The 23837-nt window shown below is 40.9% G+C and carries 23 protein-coding genes; 15 read left to right on the top strand and 8 right to left on the bottom strand.

The genetic code is table 11. The features are described from left to right. Positions 1-43 precede the first annotated feature (43 nt). From SVZ03_10915 to SVZ03_10900, 4 genes are all read right to left on the bottom strand, one after another. Positions 44-454, bottom strand: a complete 411-nt coding sequence (locus tag SVZ03_10915) for a hypothetical protein (protein ID MDY6934712.1) — start codon at positions 452-454, stop codon at positions 44-46. 265 nt (positions 455-719) lie between these two features. Further along, positions 720-1544 (bottom strand): protein-glutamate O-methyltransferase CheR, encoded by an 825-nt coding sequence (locus SVZ03_10910; protein ID MDY6934711.1) that lies wholly within the window; start codon positions 1542-1544, stop codon positions 720-722. A gap of 169 nt (positions 1545-1713) precedes the next feature. Continuing rightward, positions 1714-2955 carry a diaminopimelate decarboxylase gene (locus tag SVZ03_10905; GenBank protein ID MDY6934710.1) on the bottom strand — a complete coding sequence of 414 codons (1242 nt, stop codon included), beginning with the start codon at positions 2953-2955 and terminating at the stop codon, positions 1714-1716. A 32-nt stretch (positions 2956-2987) separates the two neighbouring features. After that, entirely contained in the window at positions 2988-3887 is a 900-nt protein-coding gene (locus SVZ03_10900; protein ID MDY6934709.1) for an ADP-ribosylglycohydrolase family protein, read from the bottom strand. Between the two features lie 417 nt (positions 3888-4304). Between SVZ03_10900 and SVZ03_10895 the strand changes: the two genes are divergently transcribed. The 15 genes from SVZ03_10895 (at position 4305) to rpmE (ending at position 18903) form a co-directional block, all read left to right on the top strand. After that, positions 4305-5633 carry an FAD-binding oxidoreductase gene (locus SVZ03_10895; GenBank protein MDY6934708.1) on the top strand — a complete coding sequence of 443 codons (1329 nt, stop codon included), beginning with the start codon at positions 4305-4307 and terminating at the stop codon, positions 5631-5633. Positions 5634-5635: 2 nt separating this feature from the next. Then, entirely contained in the window at positions 5636-6367 is a 732-nt protein-coding gene (locus tag SVZ03_10890) for an SDR family oxidoreductase (GenBank protein MDY6934707.1), read from the top strand. A 270-nt stretch (positions 6368-6637) separates the two neighbouring features. After that, positions 6638-7738 carry an ATP-binding protein gene (locus SVZ03_10885; GenBank protein MDY6934706.1) on the top strand — a complete coding sequence of 367 codons (1101 nt, stop codon included), beginning with the start codon at positions 6638-6640 and terminating at the stop codon, positions 7736-7738. A gap of 44 nt (positions 7739-7782) precedes the next feature. Beyond that, positions 7783-8595, top strand: coding sequence for a VWA domain-containing protein (locus SVZ03_10880; protein ID MDY6934705.1), 813 nt, complete (start codon positions 7783-7785; stop codon positions 8593-8595). Positions 8596-8764: 169 nt separating this feature from the next. Next, complete coding sequence (mnmG, locus tag SVZ03_10875) at positions 8765-10654, top strand: tRNA uridine-5-carboxymethylaminomethyl(34) synthesis enzyme MnmG (GenBank protein ID MDY6934704.1); 1890 nt, start codon at positions 8765-8767, stop codon at positions 10652-10654. After that, the gene (gene rsmG / locus SVZ03_10870; protein MDY6934703.1) at positions 10635-11363 is read left to right on the top strand and encodes a 16S rRNA (guanine(527)-N(7))-methyltransferase RsmG; all 729 of its coding nucleotides are present in this window, start codon (positions 10635-10637) and stop codon (positions 11361-11363) included. Before mnmG ends, rsmG begins: the two co-directional genes overlap by 20 nt. Further along, the gene (locus tag SVZ03_10865) at positions 11341-11901 is read left to right on the top strand and encodes a hypothetical protein (GenBank protein MDY6934702.1); all 561 of its coding nucleotides are present in this window, start codon (positions 11341-11343) and stop codon (positions 11899-11901) included. The genes rsmG and SVZ03_10865 overlap by 23 nt, the downstream gene beginning before the upstream one ends. A gap of 48 nt (positions 11902-11949) precedes the next feature. After that, positions 11950-12297, top strand: a complete 348-nt coding sequence (hypA, locus tag SVZ03_10860; GenBank protein ID MDY6934701.1) for a hydrogenase maturation nickel metallochaperone HypA — start codon at positions 11950-11952, stop codon at positions 12295-12297. 19 nt (positions 12298-12316) lie between these two features. Then, positions 12317-12814, top strand: a complete 498-nt coding sequence (gene mog / locus SVZ03_10855) for a molybdopterin adenylyltransferase (protein MDY6934700.1) — start codon at positions 12317-12319, stop codon at positions 12812-12814. Positions 12815-12893: 79 nt separating this feature from the next. Next, entirely contained in the window at positions 12894-13355 is a 462-nt protein-coding gene (locus SVZ03_10850; GenBank protein MDY6934699.1) for a hypothetical protein, read from the top strand. A gap of 106 nt (positions 13356-13461) precedes the next feature. Further along, a complete protein-coding gene (gene dapA / locus SVZ03_10845) occupies positions 13462-14349 on the top strand; it encodes a 4-hydroxy-tetrahydrodipicolinate synthase (GenBank protein ID MDY6934698.1) in 888 nt (295 codons plus the stop codon). Beyond that, entirely contained in the window at positions 14337-15134 is a 798-nt protein-coding gene (gene dapB, locus SVZ03_10840; protein MDY6934697.1) for a 4-hydroxy-tetrahydrodipicolinate reductase, read from the top strand. Before dapA ends, dapB begins: the two co-directional genes overlap by 13 nt. Further along, positions 15135-16100: a hypothetical protein gene (locus tag SVZ03_10835; protein MDY6934696.1), complete on the top strand. Its 966-nt coding sequence runs from the start codon at positions 15135-15137 to the stop codon at positions 16098-16100. It begins immediately after the preceding gene. Between the two features lie 1181 nt (positions 16101-17281). Next, a complete protein-coding gene (gene rho / locus SVZ03_10830) occupies positions 17282-18685 on the top strand; it encodes a transcription termination factor Rho (GenBank protein MDY6934695.1) in 1404 nt (467 codons plus the stop codon). 17 nt (positions 18686-18702) lie between these two features. Further along, positions 18703-18903: a 50S ribosomal protein L31 gene (rpmE, locus tag SVZ03_10825; protein MDY6934694.1), complete on the top strand. Its 201-nt coding sequence runs from the start codon at positions 18703-18705 to the stop codon at positions 18901-18903. 78 nt (positions 18904-18981) lie between these two features. Here the strand turns inward: rpmE and mtnP are convergent, their stop codons facing one another. The 4 genes from mtnP to ilvD all read right to left on the bottom strand — a co-directional run bounded on the left by mtnP (position 18982) and on the right by ilvD (position 23834). Then, positions 18982-19842, bottom strand: coding sequence for an S-methyl-5'-thioadenosine phosphorylase (mtnP, locus tag SVZ03_10820; GenBank protein ID MDY6934693.1), 861 nt, complete (start codon positions 19840-19842; stop codon positions 18982-18984). A 182-nt stretch (positions 19843-20024) separates the two neighbouring features. Beyond that, positions 20025-21419, bottom strand: coding sequence for an FAD-binding oxidoreductase (locus SVZ03_10815; protein MDY6934692.1), 1395 nt, complete (start codon positions 21417-21419; stop codon positions 20025-20027). Between the two features lie 71 nt (positions 21420-21490). Continuing rightward, positions 21491-22087 carry a ribosome biogenesis GTP-binding protein YihA/YsxC gene (gene yihA, locus SVZ03_10810; protein ID MDY6934691.1) on the bottom strand — a complete coding sequence of 199 codons (597 nt, stop codon included), beginning with the start codon at positions 22085-22087 and terminating at the stop codon, positions 21491-21493. Between the two features lie 85 nt (positions 22088-22172). Beyond that, complete coding sequence (gene ilvD, locus SVZ03_10805) at positions 22173-23834, bottom strand: dihydroxy-acid dehydratase (protein MDY6934690.1); 1662 nt, start codon at positions 23832-23834, stop codon at positions 22173-22175. Positions 23835-23837 lie beyond the last annotated feature (3 nt).

Below are 23837 nucleotides of genomic sequence, written 5' to 3'. Positions count from 1 at the left end.
GCATCATTATATTTATTCGATCAGATACTCTTACAACTTCATCTCATGAATTCTTTTCTATTATATGAAAATTACATAACTCACCTCCTTTCTGATTTGCATTATCTATACAATTGTTGTGGGGAATACAGAGCATCCAGTTCAGTGTCTGGATATGCCTTATATTTTCGATCATCGACTTAACGAAAGTTGTTAATTTTTTCGCAATAATATTGTTTGAGTTATTGTAGAAAACTTGGATTGGTTCACCTAATAATAGGTAACTTTCTTTATCAATTGTACGGATCGGTTTTTTTGTGAGAGTATAAAAGGTGGTTTTAATCTTTTCAATATTCAGAAATCGATTAATGAGGAACAAAATGAAGAGAGGTCTAATCCTGCTAGCGAACATAAAAGTGGGGTGTAATAAACAGCCCCACTCTATAAGGATGTTGACCTCCATGTCTTTTCCCATTGTCCTTTCTCCGAATTTTTATATTTCTATATCATTTATTATATATAATGCTCCTCTTAACCTTTGTAGCTTCGTTAGTGTTTGTTTGAACAGTTTATGAGTGATATACACGAACGAAGAAAATAAGAAATACAATTATTGGATCTGTATTTTTATAAATCCAATTTCACAATATTTATAATATCACAACAAATCGAGATTATCAATTTTTTTTTCTTGTCATCAATACATCTTCAGTAAAAATAAAATCCATCTTCAATATCTTCTACCTTTTTTTCTGATAAATTTTTTCCTTAGTAGCAATTATATTAAAATTATCATTCACATTAATAAAGTCTAAACTCTCCTTATCTCCAATGCATAGAAATCCATTAAAGATCAAACTATCATAAAAGAGTTTAAATACACGGTTCTGTAGATCCTTATTAAAATAGATCATCACATTTCGACAAATGATAAAATGCATTTCCCCGAATGCAGAATCAGTAACAAGGTTGTGGTTTGCAAATGTTATTCTCTTTTTCAATCTCCTGTTCATGATCACTGTATCATATTCGGAGTGATAATAATCTGATAATGAAATCTTGCCCCCTGATCTCTGATAATTCGTGGTATATTGTTTAATTTGATCGATAGAGTATATACCTTCTTTAGCTCTCCCTAAAGCAGTGTCATTAAAGTCTGTTGCGTATATCAGTGAACGGTCATATATACCTTCCTCTATAAGCAGGATAGCCATTGAGTAGACCTCCTCCCCTGTGGCACAACCTGCATGCCATATTTTTATTATTGGGAAGGTCTTAAGATATGGCAAAACCTTTTCTCTGATTGCTTTATAGACAAAAGGGTCCCTAAACATCTCTGTCACAGTAATTGAAATATAGAAGATCATGGATTCTAAGAGAGTTTTATCATAAAGCAATCTGGATAATAAATCTGAAATATTAGTACATTCCGTTTTGCTAATAAAACTTTTTATTCGCCTCTTGAGTGATGTGCGATTATAATTGCGAAAATCATACCCGTAACGCTTATAGATACCATCCAATAGTAGCTGAATCTCAATATTTTCAATTTCTGTTTTGTTCATAATTAGTTATGTTGCTAAACTAAATAATATATCCTGATAATAAACATTTTATCAGAAGAGAGAACAAGTCAAGATGTTAATTAGTGAAAATTGAGTAGTATTTGAAAAGGATTTAAATGAATCCCTATATGAGGAGGAAGACTGGATAAATTGTAAGGTCAATTTTGAATTAGAACTTCAGTGTTATAAAATAATCATCTAGTGTTTCAGCCCTTCTTATCATCTCCACTTCGCCATTCTGCTTTAATAGCAATTCAGAGGAGCGCAATTTTCCATTATAATTGAAGCCCATTGCATGCCCATGAGCCCCTGTGTCGTGAATAACCACAATATCCCCTGTTTCAAGTTTTGGGAGCTTTCTATCTATTGCAAATTTATCATTGTTTTCGCATAAGGATCCTGTAACATCATAAGTCACATCTAAAGGAAGCTCTTCCTTACCAAGCACTGTGATGTGATGATATTCTCCATAGATGGCCGGTCTCATCAGATTGGACATGCAGGCGTCAATGCCAGCGTAATTTTTATATGTTCTCTTAAGATGCAGCACCCTTGAGACCAAAAAGCCATAGGGCCCGGTCATTACTCTGCCACATTCCATAAATAATTTTAATGGATGTAGATCATTCTTTTTAATGATCTCATTATAGTGTTGTTCAATTCCCTTTGATATCTCATAATAGTTCAAGGCATCTTCATCCGGTTCGTAGGGTATGCCAAATCCGCCGCCTATATTCACAAATTCAATCTTTATGCCAGTGTATTCTAGTATTTCAACAGCCAGTTCAAAGAGCATTCTCGCAGTTGCAATAAGATAATCGGGATTGAGTTCATTGGATACTATCATGGTATGAAGCCCGAATCTTTTCACTCCTCTGCCTTTAGCAATATTGTGACCCTCAAAAATTTGTTCTTTGGTTACGCCGTATTTTGAATCCTCAGGCAGGCCAATTATGTTATTCCCTGTTCTTAAGGGGCCGGGATTGTAACGAAAGCAGATGAGTTCTGGCAGACCAGCGTGCTTTTCTAAGAAGGATAGGTGATTGATATCATCAAGGTTTATTATTGCCCCAATCTTTAAGGCCTTTTGATATTCTATTGCCGGGGTATTGTTGGAGGAAAACATGATATTCTCTTCTGTGATTCCAACCCTCTCAGCCATTATAAGCTCTGGAAGCGAACTGCAGTCAGCTCCGAATCCCTCATCCTTCATAATCTTTAGTATATGCGGATTAGGGGTTGCCTTAACCGCAAAATATTCCTTAAATCCATCAGCCCATGAAAAAGCAGATTTTAATTTTTTCGCATTATCCCGGATGCCCTTTTCATAATATATGTGAAACGGGGTTGGAAATTCCCTAATGATATCTTCAATCTGAGATTTTGTAAATGGTAATGGCTTTGTAGTCATTCTATCTCCTTAACATTAAAAGACTGCATTATTCATAAAAGAAATACCAGCGGCAGTGGCTCCCTTGCCTTTAGCCATTCCTTCGGGATGCCATTTAAACGATCAGATAATGAAACAATGCCGCCAGCCATTGCGCAGGTAGTGTCCCGATCACCGAGTCCTCTAACGGTATCCCAGAATGCATCAACGAAGTTGTATAGATTCTTTGATGCACACCATAAGACAAATGGAACAGTATCCTGAGAGGAAACCCTTTGCCCAGATCCTAATATATTTGCAACAGCGCTCGATGATTTTTCATCCAATAACTCAATTGCTTTTATGATGCCTTCACCCGTCTTACTCTTGGGCACATGCTCTATAACAGCCTCTAAATACTCTTTTGCAGAAAGTTCATAGACCTTTCCCTCTCCAGCCCTCCAAGCGATCGCAGCGCCAATAGCAATGGCTATTGCTCCTGCTGTTGCTTCAGGATGGGCGTGAGTGGGCCTTGCTGATAGTATGGCATTATCCCTAACGGTATTCAGATTCTCCGCAAAATAGGCGCCTAGCGGCGCTATGCGCATTGCTGATCCATTGCCATAAGATCCGCTTCCACCGAAAAGCTTTCTAGACTCGATCCTCCAGTCTTTGCCTTCCCTGTAGGATTGGAGCAGTCGATGAGCGCCGCTGCCATAGCCGCGCAATGGATTGTATCGTGAAGCAAAGAGGTCTGCTAAGGTATCCGGATCAATTCCGTCACATCTATGCAATACCTCTACAATAGAAATTGCCATCTCCGTATCATCAGTATATCTCCATGGGGATTCAGGGAGTTCTTTAGCCTCAATCATGCTCAGGGCGGTCTGAGTGGATACAAAAAAGCATTCACCTAAAGAATCCCCCACAGATAGGCCATTCAATGATAGTAATGCCCTCTCAATTGGCTTCATAAATCCCTTCTAACTTGATCCAAGTAACAGATGGGTACATCAATAAAGATGTATCTTCTCATTAAGTAATGATATTATTAATTTCCTGTTATCTGAATTGGAATCATATCGGTTAATTAGTCAAGTTAGATTTTACCTAATTATTGAAGGTGCATTGTAACAAGTTTGTATTTATCAGTGTCTCTATCATTTACATAAAAAGGCATCCCAGGATTCGCAAAAAGGTATCATAATAACTTTTTCCCATCCTTTTAATTTTCAATTGACTTAAATCCAATTAAATCCTAATCTTCTCATTTATCCAATTGTAGATATCAGAAGAATGTCATTCAACCAATAAATCATATACCTTCGGTAGTGAATTGAATTAGATTTTGTATTTATGATTATTCATTCAAAGGAGAATGTAGGAACAGAATGAGAATGACAGCATGGGGCAACTACCCCAAGATAGAGTCTGAGGTAATCCATTTACGCTCGGTACAACAGGCGCAAAAGGAGATTGAAACAAATGACAGTATCATCTCTATGGGGATGGCCAGAAGCTATGGCGATTCAGCCCTGAGTCAGAATATCATTATCACCCGAAGGTTTAATTATATCCTGGATTTTGATGGGGAGCAGGGCATAGTCACATGTGAATCAGGGGTAACGCTCAAGGATCTATTAAATACCTTTGTGCCTAAGGGATGGTTTTTACCCGTTACACCTGGCACAAAGTATATCACTGTGGGCGGCGCCATCGCATCGGATGTACACGGCAAAAATCACCATAGGGAGGGAACATTCTGCGATCACCTCTTGTTACTGGAACTGCTCCTGCCCTCAGGTGATATAATCATTTGTTCGCCCACGATTAATTCAAAAATTTTCAGAGCGACATGCGGCGGCAATGGATTAACCGGGATTATTCTTAGAGCCACATTCCAAATGAAGCGTATTGAAACCGCCTATATTAGACAACGCACCATTAAGGCCAAGAATCTTGGTCAGATGGTGGAGTTGCTGGAGATGAATGAGAATTATACCTACACAGTGGCATGGATTGATTGCATGGCCAAAAGAAACAGCCTTGGAAGAGGGGTTCTCTTTCTCGGTGAACATGCGGAAAAGGTCGATTTGGCCAGCGAAAAATTGAATGGGAATCCGTATATAATAAAGGATCACAAAAAGCTGAATGTCCCAATATTCTTTCCGAATTTCGTTTTAAATAAAATGTCTATTGAGAGCTTCAATTCTCTTTATTACTTTAAGTTTCCTAAGGATGTTCACGACTGCATCGTTGATTATGATACCTTCTTTTATCCGCTGGATTCCATCTATAATTGGAATCGAATATATGGCAAAAGGGGATTTACCCAATATCAACTGGTAATTCCGAAGAGTTCAGGCATAAAGGGGGTTCAGAGAATAATAAAAAGGGTAAGCGACAAAAAGATGGGATCCTTCTTAGCGGTGTTAAAGATATTTGGCAAGGCCAATGGAAACCTGCTCTCTTTTCCACGAGAGGGCTACACATTAACACTCGATTTTCCAATAAACAGATCGCTTTTTTCCTTTCTTAATGATCTGGATGATGTGGTGCTCGAATATGGAGGGCGGCTCTATTTAACTAAGGATGTTAGAATGAGCGCAAGGATGTTCAGGATGGGTTATCCCAATTGGAAAAAATTTGTGGCAATTAGACAGGATATTGAAGCGGATAATAAATTTCATACATTACAATCCAGGAGGTTAGGGATATAATTATGGACTGGTTGCTTGTTTTAGGCGCAAAGTCGGATATTGCAAAAGCGGTTATTTACAAATTTGCTGAGAGTGGTTTCAACATTTATCTTGCATGCCGAAATCCCTCAGGGATGTATAATTTTACTAAGGACCTAGCGATTCGTTACGGCATTAAGGCGGAAACATTGGATTTCGACGCGCTTGATTTTAAATCTCATGAGAAATTTTACAGAAACATCGGAGAGAAGCCTTTGGGGGTTGTATGCGCCTTTGGTTATCTTGGTGATAATGAGGAAGCAAAAAGCGATTTTAATGAAGCCAGAAAAATAATGGAAACGAATTATATTGGATGTGTGTCTATTTTGAATATAATAGCGAATGATTTTGAAAAGCGTAAAAAGGGATTTATAATCGGGATTAGTTCTGTAGCTGGAGATCGTGGAAGGCAGAGTAATTATTACTATGGAAGCGCAAAGGCAGGCTTTACTGCGTATCTTTCAGGGCTTAGAAATCGCTTGCATAGATCAGGAATAAGCGTGCTTACAGTAAAGCCCGGATTTGTCAGAACCCAGATGACAGAGGGGATGGAGCTTCCCCCCCTCTTGACAGCACACCCTGAAAAAACTGCGCGTGACATTTACAAAAGCTGGAAAAAAGGAAAAATGACCCTCTATACAAAATGGTTCTGGAGACACATTATGTTGATCATAAAATACATTCCTGAGACTATCTTTAAGAGAATGTCTTTGTGAGTATTATTCCATTACAGCCTTTATCTAAAAAAGCGCCTTATTACTCCTAATAATTTTTTAGTGTGATATATAACCTTCTTTTTTGCTTTATCTGACTTAAGGCGCTTTTTCCCCAGAGAAAAATTGGCTTGCAGTATATTATCACCCAATCAAAATGGCGTATATAATAGAGGGTATGATTCGATCCTTTCATATCCTTAAAATACTATACTCTTCGTAAATGGATGGGGATTTCTCCCTGTAGAGAGTTGTACCTTAATAGGAGGACCGATGAGCAAGTGTAGCCATTATCCCTTTACAGCAGTTGTTGGACAGGAAGAGATGAAATTAGCCCTGATCATTAATGTGATTAACCCCTTGCTTAAGGGTGTTTTGGTTCAGGGAGAGAGGGGCACAGCAAAGAGCACGGCAGTAAGAGCATTGGCAGAGTTGTTGCCCGATATAGAAGTAGTGAAGGGGTGTCCATATAATTGCGATCCCGCTAGAACAGATGAGTTGTGCGCATTCTGTTCAGAAAAGCATTCAAAGGGTGAAAAACTTGTTTCTATTAACAGAGCGATGCAGGTTGTCAATCTACCGATTAATGCTACTGAGGATCGTGTGGCTGGTTCAATTGATCTTGAGAAGGCTGTTATGCAGGGCAAACAGCATTTCGCGCCTGGCATACTGGCAAAGGTGCATCGTGGAATACTATACATAGATGAGGTAAACCTATTAAGCGATCACATAATAGACCTGTTGCTGGATGTTGCCGCAATGGGAAGGAATATTGTTGAGAGGGAAGGGATTAGCTTTTCTCATTTGAGCCGGTTTATTCTCGTGGGCACGATGAATCCTGAGGAGGGGGACATTAGGCCCCAGCTTACCGACCGCTTTGACCTATCAGTGACCATTACCGGGATGAATGGTGTTGATGAGCGTGAGGCTATTGTTAACAGGAGGCTTGCCTTTGAGGCTGATGCCCATGCCTTTCATCGCCAATGGCAGTCTGAACAGGAGGCATTATCCGATAAAATAATCATTGCAATGAAAAATCTATCCACAGTCAAAATACCTCAGGAGATTATCCGGCTATCAGGACAGCTTGCAGAGGAGTTAAGGGTTGATGGGCATAGGACAGAGATTGCCTCAGTAAAGGCCGCGCAGGCAATCGCGTCCCATGCAGGGCGAGATACTGTAGAAGTGGATGATCTATTAAGCGCTGTAAAACTAACCTTTCCTCATAGGCTCAAAAAGCTGCCTTTTGATGAAGAGGTTCGTGCTGGTGAAGTTATTGATAAGGCTATTGTGCGCATAATGGATAGGGAAGGCGAGTCGGGTGAAAATCATCCTGTTGTAATAAAAAAAAAATCGCTGAAAATCGCAACATAGATGAATTAAAGGTACTCTCCCCTGAATCGCCATTCCATGTAGATATGGAAATTGAATGTGAAAGAGACGCTATTATCGCTAAGGGGCGCAGGCCAAGTGTTATCAGTCAAGGAATGTCAGGAGCCTATGTCTATAGCAGAGATGCAAGGGAGATTACAAGCAACATCGCTATAGATGCCACCCTCAGAAGGGCTGCCGCTCAAAATCATTACATAAGGGGCGCTAAAACGGCCCTGGCTGTTCAAAGGGATGACTTTCAGGAGAAGGTTAAATATAGAAAAGCCGGGGCTACAATCCTATTTGTGGTTGATGCGAGCGGTTCCATGCGATCGAGGCAGAGGATAAGCGAGGCAAAGGCCGCTGTCATTGGGCTTTTAATGGAGGCTTATAAACAGAGGGATAGGGTTGGTCTAATAACATTCCGGGGCATAGGTGCGGAGCTTATATTGTCCCCTACTAGCAGCGTAGTGATGGCGAGAAATCTTCTGAATGATATCCCTTGCGGTGGGAAGACGCCATTAGGTTCTGGCCTTTCCTTAGCATTGCAAACCCTTAAAATAGAGAGGGAGAGGGATAAGGATGCATTGCTTTTGATGGTAATGCTTTCAGATGGGAGGGCGAATCAGTCAATTCACAATGATCCGGTAAATGAGGCATTGAGCATAGCCAGGAAGATTGCACGTTCAAAGATTGAATCAGCCTTTCTGGATACAGACGAGGACTGGCATGAGCCAGGGATCGGTCGTAAGCTATGCAAGCATATGAATGGACAGTATTTTTCTCTTGGTCAGGTTAAATCAACTAGGATTATCAGGATCGTAAATGGGATCTGCCTTAATAAGAATAAATTTCGGTGATTGATAGGATCACATAAGCGAAGTACTTCTAAATAAAACAGTAGAGGTGCTATTGAGAATTCAGCGCTTTACTTTCATGAGACGCCTAATTATCATAAATATAGCTTGATTATTCCCTGGGTATGGATAGACATATAGACAAAACCTTTAGTAATGCGATTCTGTAAAGATGATAAGGGAGTATGACATAATTGTTGTTGGCGCTGGACATGCGGGTGTTGAAGCCGCGCTTGCCTCTGCTAAGATGGGATTCACAACGCTCATTATTACGGGCAATCTGGACACAGTATGTCAGATGAGCTGCAATCCAGCGATAGGGGGCCTTGCGAAGGGGCATCTCGCCAGGGAGGTGGATGCCCTTGGCGGGGAGATGGCCAGGAACATCGATGAGACAGGGATACACTTCAAGATGTTAAATCGAAGCAAGGGCGCAGCAGTATGGGCGCCAAGGGCGCAGGCGGATAAGAGGGAATATCAGATTCGGATGAAGATGATCCTGGAAAAGCAGATGAATCTTGTCATTATTCAGGATATTGTAGAGGGGATATTGGTGGATGGGGGTGTTGTCAAGGGGATCTTAACCAAGAGAGGCCAGGAGCATCACGCGAGGGCTGTAATTCTGTGTACAGGAACCTTCCTAAAGGGATTGATTCATATAGGCGATTATAGCGAGAGATGCGGGAGGCTTGGAGACTTCTCCTCAGAGGGGCTTGCTGATTCCCTGAGGGGGATCGGCTTTCCTGTTGGAAGGCTCAAGACAGGAACGCCCCCGAGGGTAGATGGGGGCACAATAGACTTTGCAAAATGTCAAATCCAGGAGCCCGACGAAGTACCCTCTCCATTTTCATATTCCACAAAAAGTATTGGACAGTCTCAAATCCCCTGCTGGATTACATACACATCTGAAATAACCCACGAAATTATCAGAAAAAATATCGATAGATCTCCCCTCTTTGCTGGAAAGATAAAGGGCGTAGGTCCGAGATACTGCCCCTCTATTGAGGATAAGGTAGTCAGGTTTTCAGATAAGCCCAGGCATCAATTATTTCTCGAGCCTGAGGGAAGGAAGACCAATGAGTATTATGTAAACGGATTTTCAAGCTCCCTTCCGGAGGATGTTCAGCTCGAAATGATTAGGACTGTTGCCGGACTTGAGAATGTGAAGGTGATGAGGCCGGCATATGCGGTGGAGTATGATTTTGTCCCGCCCACTGAACTCAAACCCTCTCTGGAGACAAAGAGAATAGAGGGGCTGTATCATGCAGGCCAGATCAACGGCACATCAGGATATGAGGAGGCGGCAGCGCAGGGGATCGTAGCCGGCATTAACGCCTGCAGAAAGCTCATGGACAAGGACCCGCTTATCCTAAAGCGTTCGGAGGGATACCTTGGGGTTTTGATTGATGATCTCGTTACCAAGGGAACCGAGGAGCCCTACAGGATGTTCACCTCAAGGGCGGAGCATAGGCTGCTATTGAGGCAGGATAATGCGGATCAGAGATTGATGAGATATGGATATGAGAATGGCCTTATTGACAAGGAGAGCTACACCCGGATGATCGAGAAGTACACCGCTGTGAGATTATATATTGAAGAGCTATCAAAGAGGACATTAGTGATTGACGAAAGGATGGAGAATATATTGCATAAAGCCGGGAATAGCTCCAAGTTAGGGGAGAGAGTCCGCCTTAAAGATATCCTTAAGCGCCCTCACGTAAGGGCAAAGGAGGTTCTTGAAACGCTCGATGAAGGGATTCGCGATGAGCTGTTGGCTATTGCAGAGTTGGAGATAAAGTACGAGGGATATATCAAAAAGGATTTGGAGAAGATAAGGAGAATGGAGAGGATGGAGACGAAGGCCATTCCTGGGCATATTGACTATATGGCCATTAGGGGTTTGAAGAATGAGGCGCGAGAGAAGCTGATGCGAATAAGACCGGCAACGATTGGTCAGGCGCTGCGGATATCAGGTGTTGATCCATCAGACGTTTCGATACTGATGGTTCACGTAGAATCCATTTCCAGGAGGGTTGATCCACGTGGAACAGGGAGTGATTGAGACATGGGCAGAGGGGAGAGGCTTGCGTCTCGACCCCTCTACAAAAGAGAGGCTCTATGGATATGTTGAATTGGTGCATGAGACGAATAAAAGGTTCAACATTACCGGAATAAGGGACAAGGGGGGCATCATGGAGACTCTTGTCATCGGAAGCCTCGATCCCTTTGTTGGCACAAGTGTTCTACGTGGAACAAGCTTCGTGGATATCGGCTCAGGGGCTGGCGTCCCGGGCGTGCCGATAAGCATACTTGTGGAGGGTTCTTCGGGGCTGCTCGTTGAGTCCAACCAAAAAAAGGCTGATTTCATCGCTTCTGTCGTTGCTGATCTTGGGCTTTCAAATCTCGAGGTGGTTTGCCAGAGGGTGGAGGGCGTGGCAAGGGATGAGGGGCGGAGGGAGGCCTTTGATTGGATCCTTTCGCGGGCATTCGGAAGCGCTTACATAGCCACTGAGGTGGCGGCCTCGCTTTTAAGGGTCAATGGCTGCTTTTATCTTTATTCAAAGGAAGGGGATAGGGCGCTTGATACGGAAACGCTGTCTCATGCTAAGGATCTCGGTCTTTCTCTTCTGCTGCCCGAAAAGGCAGGGCTCGTGGTTACATCTGGAATCTTGCTGCGGAAATTTAAGCCGACCCCCCAGGCTTTTCCAAGGAGATTCGCAACCATAAAGCGAGATTCAAGGAGGTTGAATGTCCGCAGCGATCATGCTTAGGGCGGCATTATCCTTGCTCTGGGTTGCTATAAATAGCAGCCCAGTGGATAGAATAAGGGCAAACAACATCCTTGTGGTTCCGGGCAAAGGGGCTGAGAGCATCCTCCTGGGGGACGGGGTTGATGAAGTTCTCTTCGTTAAGGGGCACCCCGACAGGGTGGTAGAGATTGGCGGCATCAAGGATCTTTTAAAGGATATCTTCCGTCTTGTGTCTGATATAAGAATATGCTACGACAGGATATACTATTTTGAAACCAAAGGCCTGATTGTCTTTATCGAAAAGGGGGTTGTTGTTGCCATAGCGGGATTGAACAATAATAGAGTCACCAATGATTCGGTTAGTCTCGCCAAGGGGGCTGATTATTTTTTATTCAGCTATGGCAATAAAGACTTGAATGTATTAGTGAATGGTGATAACAGGTTATATCTATACCCCAAACTCGGTATTGCTGTTGCGGATGACAAATGCGATGATATTGTTGATATGTATATAGTCTTTCCTGAACAGAGGGAAGCGGGAACAAGAAGAGAGAGATAGCTACTATGAATAAGATGGTTGGGGGAAAATCCTTGTTCAGGGAAAGCGATGCATGAGCTATCGATAATGAGCAGCATACTCGATATTGTTACCGATTACGCCAACAGGAATAACGCAAATAGGATTTTGAGCATAAACCTTGAGATAGGCGAGCTGTCGGATATCATTCCTCACTGGATGCAGCAATACTTTGACATAATCAGCAATGGCACAATAGCAGAGAATGCGAAGCTCGTTATTGACAAAATTCCGGCTTTCATCAGGTGTGTTGACTGCGGCGCTGAGTTTCGTCTTTCAGGGGATGATTGGCAATTTTTTTGCCCCAAATGCGAATCAACGGATGTTCAGATGTTATCCGGAAGGGAATTCACAGTCAAGAGCATTGAGGTTGAATAGAGGGGAGACGCGGTATACAATGATTAAGATTGCTATAATAACGGTTAGCGATAGGTCCTCAAGGGGAGAGAGAAGGGATTTGTCCGGGCCAGAGATCAGAAAATGGGCTGAGGGAAAGGGCTACATGATTGAAGCTGAATCGGTTGTGCCCGATGAGATTGAAGAGATCAGGAAGATAATGATAGAGTTTACAGATTTAAATATTGAGCTAATCCTTACCACTGGTGGAACAGGGTTTGCTCAGAGGGATGTTACACCAGAAGCCACGCTCGGTGTAATTGAAAGGGAGGCTCCCGGATTTGCTGAGACCATGCGTCAGAGATCTCTGACAATAACACCTCATGCCATGCTGTCGCGAGCTGTGGCAGGAATCAGAAAGCAAAGCCTCATAATTAATCTGCCGGGTAGCCCAAAGGCTGTAAGGGAAAACCTGCTGTTTATTGAGGAGGCCATCCCTCATGCAGTTGAGATATTAAAGGGGCATGTAGGCGACTGTCTCAATCATACTAATGGATAAAAAATGGTTGCCTTATGGACACTAAAGGGCTACAGAAAAATCGTTGATTAGTGATATTCTATTAAACAAGAGGATGTGGATGAAAGAGAGAGAAAGGTGTGTGGTTTTTCCCCATCAAGGTTGGCAAGAAGTGCTGGGATTCGCTTTTTGTGGATTGATTTCCATGATAAATAGAATAGCCGATAGATGGTTTATAGTGTTTATTGTCTGCTTTTTGTTATCATCCTGCGCTACTTTTGTTAATGAGAAAGAGGCGATGCATCTTAAGGAATATGAGATGGGGATATACACCCTAAAGGACACTATTGGGGAGGAGGATCGCGTCTTAAAAAAGGGAGAGAGGATCAGTCTATATATATTGGTTGGTGGTGATTCCATAAAGGTGTATGCATATCCCTCAAATGTAGATTTTTTAAAATCTAGCAGAACATTATTGCTATATCTGTTTGAGGATGACTTTGAGAACAAGGCCTTTAATATTGATTACTTCAACAAGAGGCTTTGGGAAATACTAGAACAGAAGGAAGCGAAGGGAAAATAAGGGATCAGGAATAATCTTGAGTTTATATTATATAAACTGGAACAAATAGCATTATTTATTATTTTTACATATCGATGATGTATCTTTATCAAATGAGGTTACAATTATGTTTAGCGGAGTATTCACAGCCTTAATTACGCCCTTCAGGGATGACAAGATTGATTATGACGCCTTGGGCAAAATTCTGGAGATGCAAATTCAGGCTGGTGTTGATGGCGTGGTGCCTATGGGTACGACAGGGGAGTCGCCAACAGTTTCCTTTGAGGAACATAAGGAGTTCATAAAGAGGGTTGTCAGGATAGTCAACAAGAGGGCAAGAGTGGTGGCAGGCACCGGAGCGAACTCAACAGAGGAGGCTATATGCCTTACAAGGGCTGCGGAGGAGGATGGTGTGGATGGGGCCTTGTTGGTGAATCCCTATTACAATAAACCGCCTCAGAGGGGCCTTGTCGCGCATTTTGAGAGCATTGCGAAATCGGTTTCTATCCCGCTTATTATTTACAACATTCCAGGTAGAACCGCAATAAATTTTGAACCCGAGAGTATAAGAGAATTGCTTGAGAAGACCAGCAATATCACTGCAATAAAAGAGGCATCCGGGGATGTCACTCAAATGATGAGGGTAATTGAGCTATGCGGAGAGAGATTAACACTACTTTCCGGGGATGATAACCTTTTATTGCCAGTGCTTTCGATCGGTGGGAAGGGTGTAATATCGGTACTCTCCAATTTTCTGCCCTCTGATGTGATGAATATCATCACCCTATTCAAAAAAGGAAAAATTGATGAAGCCAGAAAGGCTTTCTATAAACTTCTTCCTCTATCAAGAGCAATGTTTTTGGAGACCAATCCCATACCAGTAAAGGCTGCAATGGAAATGTTGGGATATTGTTCTTCAAGCGTAAGGCTTCCCCTTATGCCGCTTACTGATGAGAAGAGAGAGAGATTGAAGGGAAGTCTAATAGATTATGGAGTAGAATTATGCCTAAAATAGGAATCTGCGGTATATCAGGGAGAATGGGTAGAACTACCCTGAGAATCCTTATAGAGGGGGGGCATACCCTTGGGGCGGCCTTTGAGATTGAGGGTTCTTCAGAAATTGGCAGGGATGCGGGTTGCCTGATTGGCCAGGATAGACTTAATATACAGATTAACGCAATAAACGAGAGGGATGTAAGCGAGGTTGACGGAATAATTGATTTTTCTGCACCCGAGGCTAGCTTAAGGCTGTTGGCGATTGCAAAGGACTTAAAAAAGCCTATCGTTATTTGCACAACAGGATTTTCTGATGATGAGAGGAGGCAGATAGAGGAAGCATCAAATGAAATACCCCTCATCTTCTCTCCAAATACATCTCTAGGCGTTAATCTCCTATTTAGACTCACAGAGATGGTATCAAAGGTTTTAAAAACTAGTTATGATATTGAAATATTCGAAGCTCATCATCGATTCAAAAAGGATGCCCCTTCGGGAACTGCTAGGAGGTTGTTCGAGATTGTAAAAGAATCAGATACAGAACTCAATGGTATTTCAGAGATATATGATAGAAGCAGCAGAGTCCAACAGAGGGAAGACGGTGAGGTGGGGGTAATGGCAATGAGGGGAGGCGACATAGTGGGGGAGCATACAGTCTATTTTATTGGAATGGGGGAGAGGATAGAGTTAACCCACAGAATGTTCAACAGGGAGGCCTTTGCTAGGGGCGCGGTGCTTGGGATTGAGTACCTTGTGAACAAGGAGCCTGGTTCATATAACATGTTTGAGGTGTTGGGGATATAAATGGGGGATAAAGATAGAAATGAAAATAACGGAATAGTAAAGGAATTCAATGAGAATCCCTATAATCCTGAAAGCAAAAGGCCTGAGGAGATTGTAAGAATTTTTTATATTAATAATGTCTCAATTGTTCCTGTTGTCTCCAAAAGGGGCATGCTTCTAGGCATTTTAAGAAAGGATGAGGTGATATCAGAACTCAGCGATATCGAAAGGGTTAATAAACAGAAGATTGACCAATTCATTAAAAAACTTGCAAAGAAGATGTCGCTTGACGAGCTTCTTGCCGTCGTTGGGAGACAGAAGGAATTTGTTGTAATAAATCTTTTTGGTGAGATTCATGGCAACTGGTCGAGGCTTAAGCTCTTTGCTGCTTGCGAGCAGGGCAAGAAGGGGGATTATTTGAATGAGGAGATTGAAAAACAGCAGGAGGAGCAGATACTTGAATGGATGATTTATCTCATTTTAGAACATATACCTCGACCGCTATATGCATTGAATAATAAGGGTAAGACGATCTTTTATAACAGCTATTTTGAGGAGATATTTGAAAATCAGCTTAAAAGGGATGTTGATATCAAGTTAGTTGAGGAATCGCTCAGCAATTCAAATAAAAATGAACTGTACTCAAAAAAGAGGGGCAGCAAGGAGGTCTATTTTTATAATAAGGATATGAAATTCTATTATGAGAAGGTGCCACTGGTAAGTAAGGGGGAAATAGTTGGATTTTTGATTTATTATGACAAAAGCCTTAGTGAGGATTCGAGTGTTATGTTGCCAGGAATAGATATGGAAGGGATGTCCCTAAAAAAAATGCTTGAATCAATTGAGAGATTACTAATAGTTGAAGCAATTAGGGGAAATAGTTATAATTTAAAAGAGGTTGCTAAAAATTTAAGGGTAACTGAACAGTTTCTTCATAAGAGAATAGAGAAATATGGAATCGATATAAAAAGGGGAGTGGAAAAATAAAATAGCAATAGGCATCCTTCATTTTAGTTTGTTCTTTAGGATTCTCTTGCGGCTAAAAATGTTGAAAAATAGGCAAATTAGCCCTACTTATTTTTAATAATGTACTGACTTCATCTTCACTTGAATATTTTTTCTGTAATTAAACTGTGAATATTTACTTGACTATAATAGGCATGTGGTATTATATTTGTAATGTAATAAAAAAACCTTTAGATATATAACTTACCTCGTCGATATAAAAAAAAAGAAGCCCGTATAATTTCAAACAAAGAGAAAAGTAATCCTTTCAAATTATTTAAAAGAAAATTTTTTTTGTTCGAGTATCTTCTAAGGGGATGCACAAGGAGTTTGGCATAATATAATCATGAGAATCTAATAGAGGAGTCATTATTACAATTACATGGATGTAATTAATATCACATATATATGTCAAAATTCTATCCCAATGACAAGAAGGATGCTGCGGAAAGATTGTTTTAATAATTTTTTTCCATGTTTTATATGTGTTATTTGTTTTTTTAAGAATGGTTTCATTTAAAATGTAAACAATTGAATGCTGATTTACTGATTATATTATTCATTGGACTGTAATTTTTATAGTATTCGCTTTATCATAGCTGACATCATTACAGTCATAGGGTTTGAAAAATAGAGAATTATATGAAAGTAATTCATTGAAATAACCCAATATGGTAATGTAAACCAGAAGACATGGATGGTATTTTACGCATTGGAATTTCGAGAAAGACAAGGATGTCACTTTTCGAAATAAACCCTGTTCAACGCCGCGATAATCCAGGGATGGTTTATTGTAATTGAAAACCCCAAAGTGTTATAATGTAAACAGGGCAAAGGAATACATTAATATTGTATTCATAGCACCCTAATAATATCCTACCTATTTATATGGATATAATAAATCACATTATAATATCAAGGATTCTTATAACTCTTCCATAATGGCATAGTTTGTACATAAGTCATAGTGTAATACTATGGGTGATTATGAATCAGCATAAACTTGCGTTTGTTGATATATATTTAGAAACAATATCTTCTTAAATAAGTTGTGTTCAGAATGCCCCTCCTCGATTTACCGGTGTTTGCGGCATGATCCTATCCCTCTTTATATAACTTATTAAGAAGATACAAATAAACAATTAAATAAAAAAAGGTGTAATATGGGACGTATAAATGGAACAACGAAGTTAGAAAACAGGGAAAAGAATAACAACAGAGCTGCTAAAAAGGGTTCCTATAAAAATTCATCTAATGGATCTAAGATAAGTAATGGGAATGGTAATGGAAGCAGGAATACAACTAATATTGAGAATCGTCTTGATCTGGCTGAATTAAAGTCAAAGACCATAAACGAATTGCAAGCCCTGACAAGGGATATGGAAATCGAAGGCGTATCTGGTTTAAGAAAACAGGAACTAATCTTTGAGATATTAAAAGCGCAAACAGAGAGGAGTGGTCTTATCTTTTCCAGCGGGGTTCTTGAGATCCTTAATGAAGGATATGGATTTCTAAGGTCAACAACCTATAATTATCTACCAGGACAGGATGATATTTATGTATCGCCATCCCAAATAAGGCTCTTTGGTCTTAGAACTGGGGATACCGTAACCGGACAGATAAGACCTCCAAAGGACAATGAGAGATTCTTTGCTCTCTTAAGAATTGAGGCTGTTAATTTTGAGAATCCTGATAATCTTCAAAAGAGACCGCTCTTCGACAACCTAACCCCTCTTTATCCATCTGAGAGAATATGTCTTGAAACGGAATCAAAAAATATTGACATGAGAATAGTTAATATCGTTACCCCAATTGGCAAAGGACAGAGAGGCCTAATCGTTGCTCCCCCGCGAACAGGCAAGACAATACTATTACAAAAAATTGCCAATTCAATTACAACGAATCATCCAGAGGTTTATCTGATAGTATTGCTTATTGATGAAAGGCCTGAAGAGGTCACTGATATGCAGCGTTCAGTAAACGGAGAAGTAATATCTTCCACCTTTGACGAACCGGCATTTAGACATGTACAGGTTGCTGAGATGGTAATGGAAAAGGCAAAGAGATTAGTTGAGCATAAAAATGATGTTGTTATCCTGCTCGACTCAATCACGAGATTGGCCAGAGCCTACAATCAGATAGTGCCTACAAGCGGAAAGGTGCTTTCTGGTGGGGTTGATTCAAATGCATTGCATAAACCGAAGAGATTCTTTGGCGCGGCGAGAAACATCGAGGATGGTGGAAGTTTAACAGTCCTTGCCACAGCTCTTATTGATACAGGCAGCAGAATGGATGAGGTCATCTTTGAAGAGTTTAAGGGCACAGGAAATTCTGAACTCCATCTGGAAAGAAAATTAGTTGACAAAAGAGTCTTCCCTGCCATCGATATCAACAAATCTGGAACCAGGAAGGAAGAGCTATTGGTTGGCGAAGAGGAACTGAGTAAAATATGGGTTTTAAGAAAGGTCATTTCTGGCATGAGTGTAACAGAGGCAATGGAGCTTCTTATCGATAAGATGAGGCTGACTAAGAATAATAAGGCCTTCTTTATGGCTATGAATTCCTAATGTTAAGGAGAATATAGATGAAATCTGGCATACATCCAAAATATGAAGATACTGTGATCAAATGCGCCTGTGGAAATGAAATCAAGACAAGATCAACCGTTAATGATATACATGTTGAGATATGTTCAAATTGTCATCCCTTTTACACAAAGAAGCAAAAGATTGTGGACAGCGCAGGTAGGGTAGAAAAATTCAAGAAAAAATATAAGATAAAATAACCCTAGTATACATCCCTGTAATCTATTATTATTCAATAGTAATATAATCCCTCCAGCGATTGCTAAATCTCTGTATCACTAAAAATAGTCCGGGAATATCTTTTCTAATTTTTCAGCCTCTTCTAAATTCTGATATTCCTTTGAGGTTATAGTGGAGTATTTTATTGCCTCTTTGCATGAACATGTCCTCTCTTCTCTCATGTGAGGCAGTAATGCCTTTAGTAATGCCTTCGCCCTGTCAGCATTTTTGTTGAGATTGCTGATTATCATCTCAGCAGTAACATGCTCCTCATCCTCCTTCCAGCAATCATAGTCAGTGCTCATGCATATGATGGCATAGCATATTTCGGCTTCTCTGGCCAATTTCGCTTCTGGCAGGGTGCTCATATTTATTATTCCGGCTCCCCATGATCTGTACAGATTGCTTTCTGCCCTTGTGGAAAAAGCTGGGCCATCCATGCAAATAACTGTTTCGTTTGTATGAAGCTTCAGGCCCTTCTCCTTTGCAATCGGTATAATGATTTGATGCAACCTGAGACAAAAGGGATCAGCAAAGGCAACATGAGCTACTATGCCATTCTCAAAAAAAGTGCTTGGACGTGCCTTTGTCCTATCTATAACCTGATTCGGCAATACAAAATCGAGCGGCTTAATCTCCTCTTTTAGGCTTCCAACAGCAGAAAATGCAAGAATTTCCCGAACTCCAATCATCTTTAATGCGGCGATGTTAGCACGGGAGTTAACCTGATGAGGGGGATGTTTGTGTCCTATACCATGTCTTGGAACAAAGGCAGCGTTAACATCTCCCACCCTGGCGATTATTATTGAATCGGAGGGCCTTCCCCAAGGAGTGTCCATGTTGAGTTCTTCGAGTACCTCTACACCCTCAATCTCATAAATACCAGTGCCGCCTATAATGCCTACATTTGCTTTATTCATAGTTACACCTTTAAATACATTTAATTTTGAATAATAAATTGCTGCTTCAAATTTAAAAAAATGTCAAGGTGAAATCAGTATAAATATTATAAAATGGATAGGTCGGAATTTTGGTTGTTATTGCTGCTTTGTTATAATTTATTCATCAGTATAATTATCACCACAGGGAGGGATTGAAATGGTTAGAATAATTTACCGGGATTCAGAATCATATTTGGATCAAAGGCAGCCTTTATTCTCCTTAACAAGCCAATCTCCTCAGGGCTTAAGGCAAGGGGCAGGTAATTTTTTCTCAGGAAACCGATTCCATGCTCTCCTGTTATTGTACCGCCATTCTTTAATGCCCTTTTGTAAATAGCAATTTTCAATTCAGGAAGCAATCTCTTCCATTCCTCATATTTCATATCTCCCTTCAATATGTCAATATGAACATTTCCATCTCCAGCATGTCCAAACATTACTGAGCGCAGATTACGCGAGTTGAGATAGTCCTTCACCTCTTTGAGAAAAACCGGTATCCTCGATATGGGAACAACAGTATCCTCTGCTAAAAAGATGGGATCTTCATTATGTATTGCCTCTCGAATTGCCCGTCTCGCTCTCCAGATTCGCTCCCTCTGTGCCTTTGTCTCCGCCACAATAATATCATCAGCATTATCAATGCAGAGAGATAATCGCACCAAATCATTTCGTATATCGTCTTCTGAGGTTCCATCCAATTGCACTAAAAGATGAGCATTTGAATTTGGGAAGGGCATCTCTTCGTTTAGATATTTTGATACGAGTTTTATGGAATCCCTCTCCATAAACTCTATGGTTGATGGAACAATTTTTTTATGAATTATTTTACACACAGTTTCAACTGCCTCATCTATGCTCTGAAAAGGAATCAGCAAATCTATTGTGGATGAAGGCGCAGGTATAAGCCTCAGAATTATCTTTGTGATTACAGCAAGCGTCCCCTCTGATCCTAATAGGATGCCAATTAGGTTGTATCCTGTCGCATTCTTTACAAATTTTCCACCAGTTGTGATAATGCTGCCATCGGGAAGAACAAACTCCAGACCAATAACGTAGTCCTTTGTTGTCCCATACTTAACGGCCCTGGGACCTCCAGCCCCTTCAGCAACATTCCCGCCTATTGAGCATGATTCAAGGCTTGCAGGATCAGGGGGATACATCAAACCATGCTCAAGCGCGGCTTTCTGTATAGCATGGGTAATCACCCCAGGCTCTATTACCGCAACCATGTTTTTGCTGTCAATCTCAATGATCCTATTCATCAATTCGAGCGATATTACCACGCCTCCATCAACTGGCACAGCTCCACCGGTAACACCCGTGCCTCCCCCCCTCGGGGTTACTGGTATTCTGTATTGATTGCATATTCGTAGGATGTCGCTTACCTCCTCAGGTGTTCTGGCTCTGACAACCATGTCCGGGACTCTAACCAAATCAGAGGTTTCATCCTTTGAGTATTTATCGAGTATATCACTGTCAGTTAGAATTCGATCCCTGCCTATTCGATCTCCAAGATCCTGTATTAATTTTGGCATATTATTCTGGTCAAACATCATTGTCCTCATTAACAACAATCAACTAGGCTAAATTATTATAAAGTTGTTTTACTGAATCGATATTTGTATTATTATATTTTTGCGTCTTTACGACTAAATTCTTCAATTAGGTTGAGTATCCCCTTTCTGCTTTCCCCTGTTTTCGATGATGAGAAGTAGATTGAATCTGTATCTATCTCTAATTTGGAAGCTATTTTTTTTGCATTCTTCATTGTGTTCATCTTTGAGAGTTTATCACATTTTGTTGCAATAATTGCTATTGGGATTTCTTTCTCAGTGAGGTGAATGATGATGTCTCTTTCAAACTCCAATGGCTCTCTTCTAATATCAATAAGGAGGAAGGCAAGCCGAAGATTATACCTCTCTTTAACATAGCTTTTTATGAGGGGTAGAAATGTCTTTCTTAGGTTTTGTGGTAATTTTGCATATCCGTATCCTGGGAGGTCCGCTAAGGATATCCTGTCATTCAGCATAAAAAAATTGATTGATTTTGTAACCCCGGGTTTTGATCCAACCTTTACCAGGGACTTTTGTCCAACAATCATATTTATTAGGGATGATTTGCCAACGTTGGATCTGCCCATAAATGCAAACTCAGGATAAGAATAGTTAGGAAAATGTGATACATTAGACGCACTCTTTATATAATAAACACTTTTTATTTTCATATAACCTGTAGTCTATCCCCTGGGAGAATTATATTAAGAGTGGAATCAGAATTTTAATGAAATCTAAACCTAATTATTCTTAATGTCAAAATTCAAAGACAGCTCCCTTGTCTGCTGATGAAACTAGATTTGAATATCTGGCCATATAACCGGTTGTAATGTTAGGGGTTGGTAGCTCCAGTATTTCAAGCCTTTCCTGGATTTTATCCTCCGATAGTTTCAGGTTAATCCTTTTATTGGGTATATCAATCTCAATAATATCCCCATCCTGCACTATTGCAATGGGCCCTCCGGCAGCGGCCTCTGGCGAGATGTGACCAATTGAAGAGCCTCTTGTGGCGCCGGAAAATCTGCCATCTGTGATGAGGGCCACATCCTTATCCAATCCCATGCCAGCGACAACAGAGGTTGGAGTAAGCATCTCTCTCATCCCAGGCCCCCCCTTTGGCCCTTCATAGATGATGACAATAACATCGCCCTTGCTGATTTTACCTGACATTATTGCCTTTACCGCGGTTTCCTCTGATTTAAAAACCATAGCCGGGCCGCTATGTTTCAGCATCGTTGGATCAACTGCGGACTGCTTAACTATACATCCATCAGGCGCAATATTCCCTGTTAATACAGCCAAACCACCATCTGAGTGTACAGGATTGTCAACGGTTCTAATGATCCTTTTGTCTAGTATCCTATAATCCTTTACATTTTTAGATACACTCTTACCTGTAACAGTTTTACACTTGCCATGTATAAGGCCATGTTTCAGGAGTTCATTCATAATAGCTGGTATGCCCCCGGCATTATGAAGATCCTGAAGGTGATGATTACCTGCCGGAGCGAGGGTACACAGGTGTGGCACCTTCTCAGAAATTGGGTTTATGCCTTTCAGGTTTAGTTCTATTCCCGCATAATGAGCGAGGGCTGGTATGTGAAGCGCTGTATTTGATGATCCACCAATTGCCATGTCCACTGCCAGCGCATTCTCAATGGCATGTTTTGTGATGATTTTTTTGGGTGTAATCTGTTTTTTAACAAGGTCCAATACCCTTTTCCCACTCTCCTTTGCGATTCTAATCCTGTCAGCCATCACCGCTGGAATTGTTCCATTATAAGGAAGCGCAATACCGAGAGCCTCGGTTAAACAATTCATAGAATTTGCAGTATATAATCCAGCGCATGAGCCAATGCCAGGGCAGGCAACGCACTCAAGTTTGTATAAATCATCCTTTGTTATCGATTTTGTCGCTGCCTTTCCAACAGCCTCAAAGACATTATCAACCGCCACATTCTCTCCCTTATAATTCCCGGCAAGCATCGGGCCGCCGCTTATTACTATGGTTGGGATATCAAGACGAACTGCGGCGATTAGCATGCCCGGGATGATTTTATCGCAATTGGGAATCATTACTAGTCCGTCAAAGGGATGTGCTATCGCCATTATCTCTATTGAGTCTGCGATTAATTCCCTTGATCCTAGGGAGTACTTCATCCCAATGTGATTCATCGCTATTCCATCACAAACTCCGATTGTGGAAAACTCTAATGGTGTGCCGCCAGCAGCAATTATTCCCTTTTTAACAGCGTCAGCAATCCTGTCCAGATGAATGTGCCCTGGAATTATTTCATTAGCGGAGTTGGCAATCCCGATAATGGGTCGAGCTAGTTCCTCATCTGTAAGACCAGCCGCCTTAAATAGTGACCTGTGAGGCGCCTTCTGGATTCCCTTTTTCATCAAATCGCTTCTCATTTT

It is taken from the genome of Spirochaetota bacterium, from assembly GCA_034190085.1.
Lineage (GTDB): Bacteria > Spirochaetota > UBA4802 > UBA4802 > JAFGDQ01 > JAXHTS01.
This window is presented reverse-complemented; position numbering and strand designations above follow the sequence as displayed.

Excerpts from the sequence above, each read along its gene's own strand:
- SVZ03_10915 (MDY6934712.1), bottom strand. The coding sequence starts at position 454 with ATGGGAAAAGACATGGAGGTCAACATCCTTATAGAGTGGGGCTGTTTA.
- SVZ03_10910 (MDY6934711.1), bottom strand. The coding sequence starts at position 1,544 with ATGAACAAAACAGAAATTGAAAATATTGAGATTCAGCTACTATTGGAT.
- SVZ03_10905 (MDY6934710.1), bottom strand. The coding sequence starts at position 2,955 with ATGACTACAAAGCCATTACCATTTACAAAATCTCAGATTGAAGATATC.
- SVZ03_10900 (MDY6934709.1), bottom strand. The coding sequence starts at position 3,887 with ATGAAGCCAATTGAGAGGGCATTACTATCATTGAATGGCCTATCTGTG.
- SVZ03_10895 (MDY6934708.1), top strand. The coding sequence starts at position 4,305 with ATGAGAATGACAGCATGGGGCAACTACCCCAAGATAGAGTCTGAGGTA.
- SVZ03_10890 (MDY6934707.1), top strand. The coding sequence starts at position 5,636 with ATGGACTGGTTGCTTGTTTTAGGCGCAAAGTCGGATATTGCAAAAGCG.
- SVZ03_10885 (MDY6934706.1), top strand. The coding sequence starts at position 6,638 with ATGAGCAAGTGTAGCCATTATCCCTTTACAGCAGTTGTTGGACAGGAA.
- SVZ03_10880 (MDY6934705.1), top strand. The coding sequence starts at position 7,783 with ATGGAAATTGAATGTGAAAGAGACGCTATTATCGCTAAGGGGCGCAGG.
- mnmG (MDY6934704.1), top strand. The coding sequence starts at position 8,765 with ATGATAAGGGAGTATGACATAATTGTTGTTGGCGCTGGACATGCGGGT.
- SVZ03_10865 (MDY6934702.1), top strand. The coding sequence starts at position 11,341 with ATGTCCGCAGCGATCATGCTTAGGGCGGCATTATCCTTGCTCTGGGTT.
- hypA (MDY6934701.1), top strand. The coding sequence starts at position 11,950 with ATGCATGAGCTATCGATAATGAGCAGCATACTCGATATTGTTACCGAT.
- mog (MDY6934700.1), top strand. The coding sequence starts at position 12,317 with ATGATTAAGATTGCTATAATAACGGTTAGCGATAGGTCCTCAAGGGGA.
- SVZ03_10850 (MDY6934699.1), top strand. The coding sequence starts at position 12,894 with ATGAAAGAGAGAGAAAGGTGTGTGGTTTTTCCCCATCAAGGTTGGCAA.
- dapA (MDY6934698.1), top strand. The coding sequence starts at position 13,462 with ATGTTTAGCGGAGTATTCACAGCCTTAATTACGCCCTTCAGGGATGAC.
- dapB (MDY6934697.1), top strand. The coding sequence starts at position 14,337 with ATGCCTAAAATAGGAATCTGCGGTATATCAGGGAGAATGGGTAGAACT.
- SVZ03_10835 (MDY6934696.1), top strand. The coding sequence starts at position 15,135 with ATGGGGGATAAAGATAGAAATGAAAATAACGGAATAGTAAAGGAATTC.
- rho (MDY6934695.1), top strand. The coding sequence starts at position 17,282 with ATGGGACGTATAAATGGAACAACGAAGTTAGAAAACAGGGAAAAGAAT.
- rpmE (MDY6934694.1), top strand. The coding sequence starts at position 18,703 with ATGAAATCTGGCATACATCCAAAATATGAAGATACTGTGATCAAATGC.
- mtnP (MDY6934693.1), bottom strand. The coding sequence starts at position 19,842 with ATGAATAAAGCAAATGTAGGCATTATAGGCGGCACTGGTATTTATGAG.
- SVZ03_10815 (MDY6934692.1), bottom strand. The coding sequence starts at position 21,419 with ATGATGTTTGACCAGAATAATATGCCAAAATTAATACAGGATCTTGGA.
- yihA (MDY6934691.1), bottom strand. The coding sequence starts at position 22,087 with ATGAAAATAAAAAGTGTTTATTATATAAAGAGTGCGTCTAATGTATCA.
- ilvD (MDY6934690.1), bottom strand. The coding sequence starts at position 23,834 with ATGAGAAGCGATTTGATGAAAAAGGGAATCCAGAAGGCGCCTCACAGG.